Origin of the sequence: Okeania sp. SIO3B5, from assembly GCF_010692555.1 — a bacterium.
In the GTDB taxonomy this organism is placed as follows: domain Bacteria; phylum Cyanobacteriota; class Cyanobacteriia; order Cyanobacteriales; family Microcoleaceae; genus Okeania.
On record NZ_JAAHHG010000084.1, the window covers coordinates 1 to 6,804 of the forward strand.

At 35.9% G+C, this 6,804-nt stretch carries 7 protein-coding genes; 2 read left to right on the forward strand and 5 right to left on the reverse strand.

The genetic code is table 11. The features are described from left to right. Window positions 1-869: 869 nt before the first annotated feature. The 4 genes from F6K54_RS13835 to F6K54_RS13850 form a co-directional block, all read right to left on the reverse strand. Window positions 870-2,456 (reverse strand): glucose-6-phosphate isomerase, encoded by a 1,587-nt coding sequence (locus F6K54_RS13835; protein ID WP_293078370.1) that lies wholly within the window; start codon window positions 2,454-2,456, stop codon window positions 870-872. 52 nt (window positions 2,457-2,508) lie between these two features. Then, window positions 2,509-2,766: a cytotoxic translational repressor of toxin-antitoxin stability system gene (locus F6K54_RS13840; protein ID WP_293078372.1), complete on the reverse strand. Its 258-nt coding sequence runs from the start codon at window positions 2,764-2,766 to the stop codon at window positions 2,509-2,511. Window positions 2,767-2,800: 34 nt separating this feature from the next. Further along, complete coding sequence (locus F6K54_RS13845; RefSeq protein ID WP_293078374.1) at window positions 2,801-3,046, reverse strand: hypothetical protein; 246 nt, start codon at window positions 3,044-3,046, stop codon at window positions 2,801-2,803. 336 nt (window positions 3,047-3,382) lie between these two features. Then, a complete protein-coding gene (locus tag F6K54_RS13850; protein WP_293078376.1) occupies window positions 3,383-3,628 on the reverse strand; it encodes an HNH endonuclease in 246 nt (81 codons plus the stop codon). Window positions 3,629-4,800: 1,172 nt separating this feature from the next. Between F6K54_RS13850 and F6K54_RS13855 the strand changes: the two genes are divergently transcribed. Together F6K54_RS13855 and F6K54_RS13860 are read left to right on the forward strand one after the other, a co-directional pair. Continuing rightward, window positions 4,801-4,917: an element excision factor XisI family protein gene (locus F6K54_RS13855; RefSeq protein WP_293078403.1), complete on the forward strand. Its 117-nt coding sequence runs from the start codon at window positions 4,801-4,803 to the stop codon at window positions 4,915-4,917. A gap of 254 nt (window positions 4,918-5,171) precedes the next feature. Then, a complete protein-coding gene (locus tag F6K54_RS13860; RefSeq protein WP_293078378.1) occupies window positions 5,172-5,477 on the forward strand; it encodes a DUF4090 family protein in 306 nt (101 codons plus the stop codon). A 750-nt stretch (window positions 5,478-6,227) separates the two neighbouring features. Here the strand turns inward: F6K54_RS13860 and F6K54_RS13865 are convergent. Further along, window positions 6,228-6,386 (reverse strand): KGK domain-containing protein, encoded by a 159-nt coding sequence (locus tag F6K54_RS13865; RefSeq protein ID WP_366558134.1) that lies wholly within the window; start codon window positions 6,384-6,386, stop codon window positions 6,228-6,230. Window positions 6,387-6,804 lie beyond the last annotated feature (418 nt).

Sequence of the window (6,804 nt, forward strand, 5' to 3'; positions counted from 1 at the left end):
CCCGCGCTCTCCCGTTTTGCGCTTCGCATAACTGCGTTAACGGCTGTCGCCGACATGTTTGCGGAGCATTCCGTCAGGAAAAGGCGGAGCAAGTGCGGCAGCTATTAGGGGAGCGTCGGGATGAAAAACAATCAATCTTGCGGTTTTTACAAGGGTATGCTATACTAAACAGAATTAGGCTGCTGGGCTAGCAGTGTCAGTCTGTGGAGCGCGCCTTTAGACCAGAAAGAGGTTTGGCCTCGGAGGCAGGTGCGTTAGAAGCAGAAAGTCCTGAGTCGCGAGGTTTAGGAATCCCGCGTTGTCGCGCCATGCGCAACGTCGGGAGGATGTCAAAACCGTTAGAGCATAACAGGAGGAGAACGACCCGCAAAAAACAAGTAGGGTTCTTTAGTTGACAAGGTAGCTTAAGCGTGCTATCATAAGGTATGTCAGGAGTGGCGGTAATACGGACCTGAGTGCTGAACCTAGACAACTCAAGATATAGGGTTCAACTCAGAAGTACTGGTAGAATCTTGAAGGAAATCAGGAGAGTACAGAAGTTTTAGTACAAGAGTGGCGGTGGGTCTCATCGTTGCTGCCTGTGGAGGCGTAGACATTAGTCATCCAGAGAAGCAGGAAGCTCCATCTGTGAGAAGGAGAGAGCTTCCCACTATAATCGGGCGATTTAGCGGGAGAGAATGTCACTGCATTACTTATTCTATTAGGTCAGAAAGCATCCACAAACTGACATTACGGGCTATTTCTGTTCCCCAGAATCCTTGAGTGACTACATTCCCTAGTCCACGAGTAAAAACTATATCTGCTGCTGGACAATCCTGATCAGTCCAATAACCACTCCTAATGCTCAAGGCAAAATCACTATTATGATACTACTGATAGCTTACAGCTAAATTAGCTGGTTGCCCAAGATTTCCATGAAAAACAATATTCTGTTGGTTAGCTGCCAAATGACGCAAAATCTTGTAGATGATTTCTATTTTGTCATCAGCACCTACTTTTTGGGCAATTTCTGCTAAAGATATGGGAGAACCCTCTTGCTTGAGGACATTTACTACCTGTTTTTGTAACTCTAGCACTGTGGCTGCAGCTTTTTTACCTGCTTCTACCCCTGGTTGGTGATAGGCATTAATATTAACTAGAGAGCCATAAAAACTAACAGCTCTCTCATAAAGAGCAATTAAAGCCCCTACATTTTTAGGATTAACTTTGGGTATTGTAACTGTAATAGAATCTCGCTGATTTTCATAAAGTGCTTGTCTAGTACCTTGGAGAAAACCAGATAAGTAGTCACCAGAAGTTACTCCAGGTTCTACTTCAGGAGAAATACCTTGACGATCCTCTAGAACTTCGATGAAGGTAGTAAAGAAATTAGGTACACCATCACGCAACTGTTGTACATAAGCGTGTTGGTCTGTGGAACCTTTATTACCATAAACTGCAATACCTTGGTTGACTACATTACCATCCAGGTCTTTTTCTTTGCCTAAAGATTCCATAACCAACTGCTGTAAATAACGACTGAACATTGACAAACTGTCTTTGTAGGGGAGAACTACCATATCTTTTTCTCCTCGTCCGTTACCTACGGCATACCAACTCAAGGCTAATAAAGCAGAGGGGTTGCCTTTAATGTCATGTTTGCGAGTGGCTATGTCCATTTCTTTCGCCCCATCTAACATAGCCTGGATGTCAATTCCTTGCAATGCTGCTGGTAGTAAGCCAACGGAGGATAATTCTGAAGTACGTCCCCCTACCCAGTCTGCCATGGGGATAATGTTTAGCCATCCTTCAGATTTGGCAATTTTACCTAGTTTACTATCGGGGGTGGTAGTAGCGACGGCGTGGGGAGCAAAGTCTAGATTTTGGGCAGCATAAGCTGCTTTGACTTCCATCATACCGTTGCGAGGTTCTGGCGTACCGCCTGACTTGGAGATGACTATGACTAGGGTGCTGTTGAGGCGATCCTTGAATTTGTAGAGTACGTGATCGATACCTGCAGGATCGGTATTGTCGATGAAATGTATTTGCATTGGTGGGTCATTTGGACTCAGAGCTTCGGCTACAAATTGAGGACCGAGAGCTGAACCACCGATACCAATGGACAGAATATCTGTGAATTTGGGGGCATTAGGAGGTTTGATTTCTCCACTATGGACTTTTTTGCTAAAAGTTTCAATCTGTTCGATAGTTTGGACAATTTCTTGTTTGATTTCGGGGGTGGGCGCAAGTTCTGGGGACCTCAGCCAATAGTGGCCAACCATTCGGTTTTCGTCTGGGTTGGCGATCGCGCCTTTTTCTAATTGCTCTATCTCTTGGAAAGCTTTTTCAAATTTTGGCTTGATTTTTTCTAGAAAAGAATCATCAAATTTAATGCGACTTATATCAACATAAAAGTTTAATCCTTCATGGTAATAAAGCCAGTTAATATAGCGTTGCCAGAGTGATTTTGAGTCCATAAAAATTACTGTATTTTGTGTTATTTTAGCCTACTACCTATAGTTTAGAAGACTAAATTTGTGGTTTCGGTAAAATACGGATAAATTTAATAATTTGACCTGTTACTTCTATACCAATCAGGTAGTTGTCCACAGTAAATCTATAGAAAATAGTACTGGTTCCAAGTTGTCGAAATTCTGGTAGTTCTTGTAAGTAATTTATTTGACTAAATTTGAGAAAAACAAAATCATATATTTTTTGGTAGGCAGCAGTTTCTAAAGTTTTGAGGTCTTCGACAAAAGACCGAGCATAACGCACTTCTAAGTTCACAATAATATTGTTTTTTTCTATACCTTATTTATTATTATTGGTTATTTTTAGTTTGACTATCTTCTCGGTCAGAATACAATATTTGTATTGCTTCTTCTTTGGTTAAGATATCTCCTGGTTTGTGAGTTGTTTTAGATTTTTGAATAGCTTCTAACATAAAGCTATCATAATAAAGTGTTTGTAAATATTCCCAACTTCTTTCTAGGTCTACATCAGACATTCTACCTATTAGAGAGTACAACTTACTTTTAAGAAAGTTAATTCTTTTTGAATTTACCATATATTTATCCTAATTTTATCGTGTTTTATTTTACTCAAAAGTTGAGATTTTTCGGGGTTTAATAATGTAAGTATTTCCTCCGGAATGCTGCGCAAACAGCTATCAGCTATCAGCTATCAGCTATTGCTTTTAATTTAGGATAAAAGCTTTATTAATTGTGTTACTACAAAAGTTTGCTCCCTTGTCCTTAAAGTCAGTTGTTAATTTAAACACTGTCCTTAAGGAAAGGAGAGAGTCTTGTTGCTGAAGTCCGCAGTTCCTCCGGAGGAGGCTAGCTGACAGCTAATAGCTGTTTGCGCAGCATTGTGTAGGAAGTGCTTACTTAATAATTTTTTTTTAGTTACTGAAGTTGCGTTTGAATCGTGGGTCAAAGTGATGTTTCTTTTTTTGATTACATTTACTGCAGAGGGTTTGTAGATTACTAATATCATTACTACCACCACTAGCTAGAGGGATAATATGGTCTATAGTAAGTTGTGTTTCTTTAGTAGTTTTACCACAACTTTTACAATGGTAATTGTCGCGCTCGAATACATATTTTCTGACTGTTAAAGGGATTTTTATTCGGGGAGTTTTGTTCATGATTTATTTATGATTAAATCTCTGATTTTTGTCAATACACCACGATTATATCACTACTTAAAAAATTATCAAAAAACTAACATTATTTTACTGTGGATATTCAGTCATAATAAATCTTTAACCATAATGTTTAATCGATCGAATAATGTTTCATTAATGGATAATGGATAATGGATAATTGATAATTGATAATTACCTCTGGTTAAAACCAAGAGGATTGAATATAAGGAAATATTTTTTCTTCTCTTGGTCGATTGGATATGGCGAGGAAACCTCGCCATCCCTCGACCGCTTTTTTCCCCTTAAAAGGGGAGGCTTTAAACCAGAATTATTTAATGATTAATTATTAATGATTAATTATTAATTATTCGGTAAGTATTTCCTGGGGAATGCTTGTGTATTTTTTTATTTTTTGTAATAATTCAGCTGTTAGCTATTAGACATTTCCAATAATAAAAAATAAAATCAATTATCGCACATAAATTATCAATTATTTCCCCCTATTCCCTACTCCCTACTCCCTCTTTTCTGGAGATGTCTATTAATTTTGGGTCTGCGTAAAAGCAATCTTTGAAATTGAAAAAGAATAAAAAGTTACTGTTATGCGTCCCTGGAAAAAACCTGAGAAGTAATTATTCATTACTAATTGCGGATAGCTGACTCCTGATAGCTGAATTCTTACTATTATTTCTCCATTTAAAAGTTACTTTTACCTTCCCAAAAATTAATGGTTTAAGTGGGCATTTTCAACCGAGTATACTAGCTAATAATTAATGGTTTAATGCTAACAAAAGATACTTATACCAGTTTTATATGAGGTTGCAGAGAATGATGAAATTCATTAATTTATCTTTATCTACGTTTACCAAATAATTAAGGTTTAAAGCCTCTCCTTTAAAAGAGAAAAAAGCGGTCGATCTTCGGAGCTTCCCAAAGGGTGGGATAGGGAAGTATCCTCGCCATATCCAATCGACCAAGAGCAGAAAAAAATTTTCCTACCGCCTCAATCCTCTGCTTAAAAAGAAGAGGTAATTGTTAATTATTAATTATTAGTTGTTGAAATATAGCATTTCTTAAGTTACTGAAGTACAGTTATTTTTCTTATTTTTTATTCCCTAATCCCTAGTCCCTAAAGCAAAGGAATTTTTCGCCTCACGCTTCTGGGAATTACTATAGAAGAATATTTTACTGAAGAAGGAATAGCTCATCAGTTAATCAGATTAGGTATGATTAAAAGTGATATTATTTTGGCTTTTCAAACTCCAAATGCGAGAAAGTTTACCGAATAATTAATAATTAAATAATTAAATAATTCAGCTTTGTTAGCCTCCCCTTGAAAGGGGAAAAAAATTATTTTTTTCCTTTTAGTCAATCCTCTCCCTTTTAGGGAGAATTAATTATCAATTATCAATTATCCATTATCCATTAATAAATGAGTTTGCTATGACTTGAATTTTAATGGGAAAAATTTACTTCTATAGAAAGTTTTGAAGTGTGCCTTACAGGAGATAAAATAATCGTGTAAACCCAATAATTTTTTGCTATGTCTTCAGAAAAAACTTCCACAACTACATCTACTACTGGAGCAGATGCTGTGGATGAGGCGATCGCTAAAGGAATAGATTTAGATGGTTCTGTTATTCCATCAGAAAAACTCGACCTTTATCACAAGGTAATGGCATTAGAAGGTCAACGACAACGGAGTGGGGTTAGTAATACTATGCGGTCTCGTATTGTGCGTATTGGGGCGAAGCATATTTCTCAGGAAGAGTTAAATCAAATGTTGAAAGATGCAGATTTTGCTCCACTTAAAGAGAAAGAAATTGCTTTTTATTATGGTGGGAAATAAAAATAGTTTTTAGTTAGTATTTTGGTGCTTTTGTTTCAGGGTTTGATAATTGTTATATCTAAATTTTGAATCCTGGCAGGAGGGGGAAGCATTCGGAAAGAAAATCTAGAGTTTATACTTTTAGTTACTGCCTGAATGTTAGCCCCTACAGGATATTTTAAACTAAGCAAACAGGGGATTTTCTCTATATCCAAAATTATTCTGACAAAGGTTTATCAAAATATTTGAAATTTTGATATTATGCCAATTTTCCCAAATATTATTACGAATAATAAGTGTGATTAAAAGGCACTTGTAGGAGATGTTTATTTGACGAAAAATATAATTTAGTACCTAAAAAATGGAATCTAAGCCTTTCATTCTGTACGTTGCTAATCTGACAGCTCCCCTACCTTACTCCTAATAAATACTCTAGTTATTTGTAGCAAAAATTTATCGCGCTTGGTATTAGCGATCGCTCTAGAAAAACAAATATTTATATCCACTATCTGACTAAGTTAAAAATAATTTATTTTTTGGATAAATTTCGGGTTGTTAAATCATGGAGAAAATGTCAGAAGTATTATCAATAAATGAAATTTGAGAACCATTTACATTTTATAGTTAGGCTAGGTATCTACCAGGGATTGAAATCTCTAACTATAGAAAAAAGTTCTCCAAAAAGTGAAACAAAATTAGTCTCTTAAAATATATCTTAGCTATTAGCCAATAAATTTATTTTTTCGGGGGAGAACATCCTTTGTTCGGTAACTAATTTTCCTCATTAAATTTTTGACGTAAATCATCAAGGGGTGATTCTGGTTCGATATATTCTGAATTTTCGTTGTTAGAAACTTCCTCTGTTTCTTCTAGCTCCACATAAAATTCGACAGTTAATTTAACTCTATTTTTTGCTTTTTTCCATATTATTTACCATTTGTAAGTTTACAAGAAATTTATGACTGGGGTGAGTTGCGAGATTGTCTGAATTTTTGGCGGAATATTTTGGTTATATTATTTCTTGTCCCCTCCAGAATCAGAAATTTATAGGCTAATTACCCAACAGATATAAATCAAGTTTTTACTAGGAAGATTTACTACTTATTATTTTGACTAAATTTTAGCAGTAAGTAATTGAGCGGGAATGTTCTTGGTTCGAGATATTCTGAAATATTAATGTAGTTTTTGCCAAGAAGATTTACTACTTATTGTTTTGACTCAATTTTGGTAGTAAGTCCTGAACAATGGGAATTTTTACTTGGAGATATTCTGAAATATTATGGTGAGTAAAATTCTGGTCAAAAACCAAAATTTCATGGTCGTAAATAGAGGTAATATCTTCTTGAGC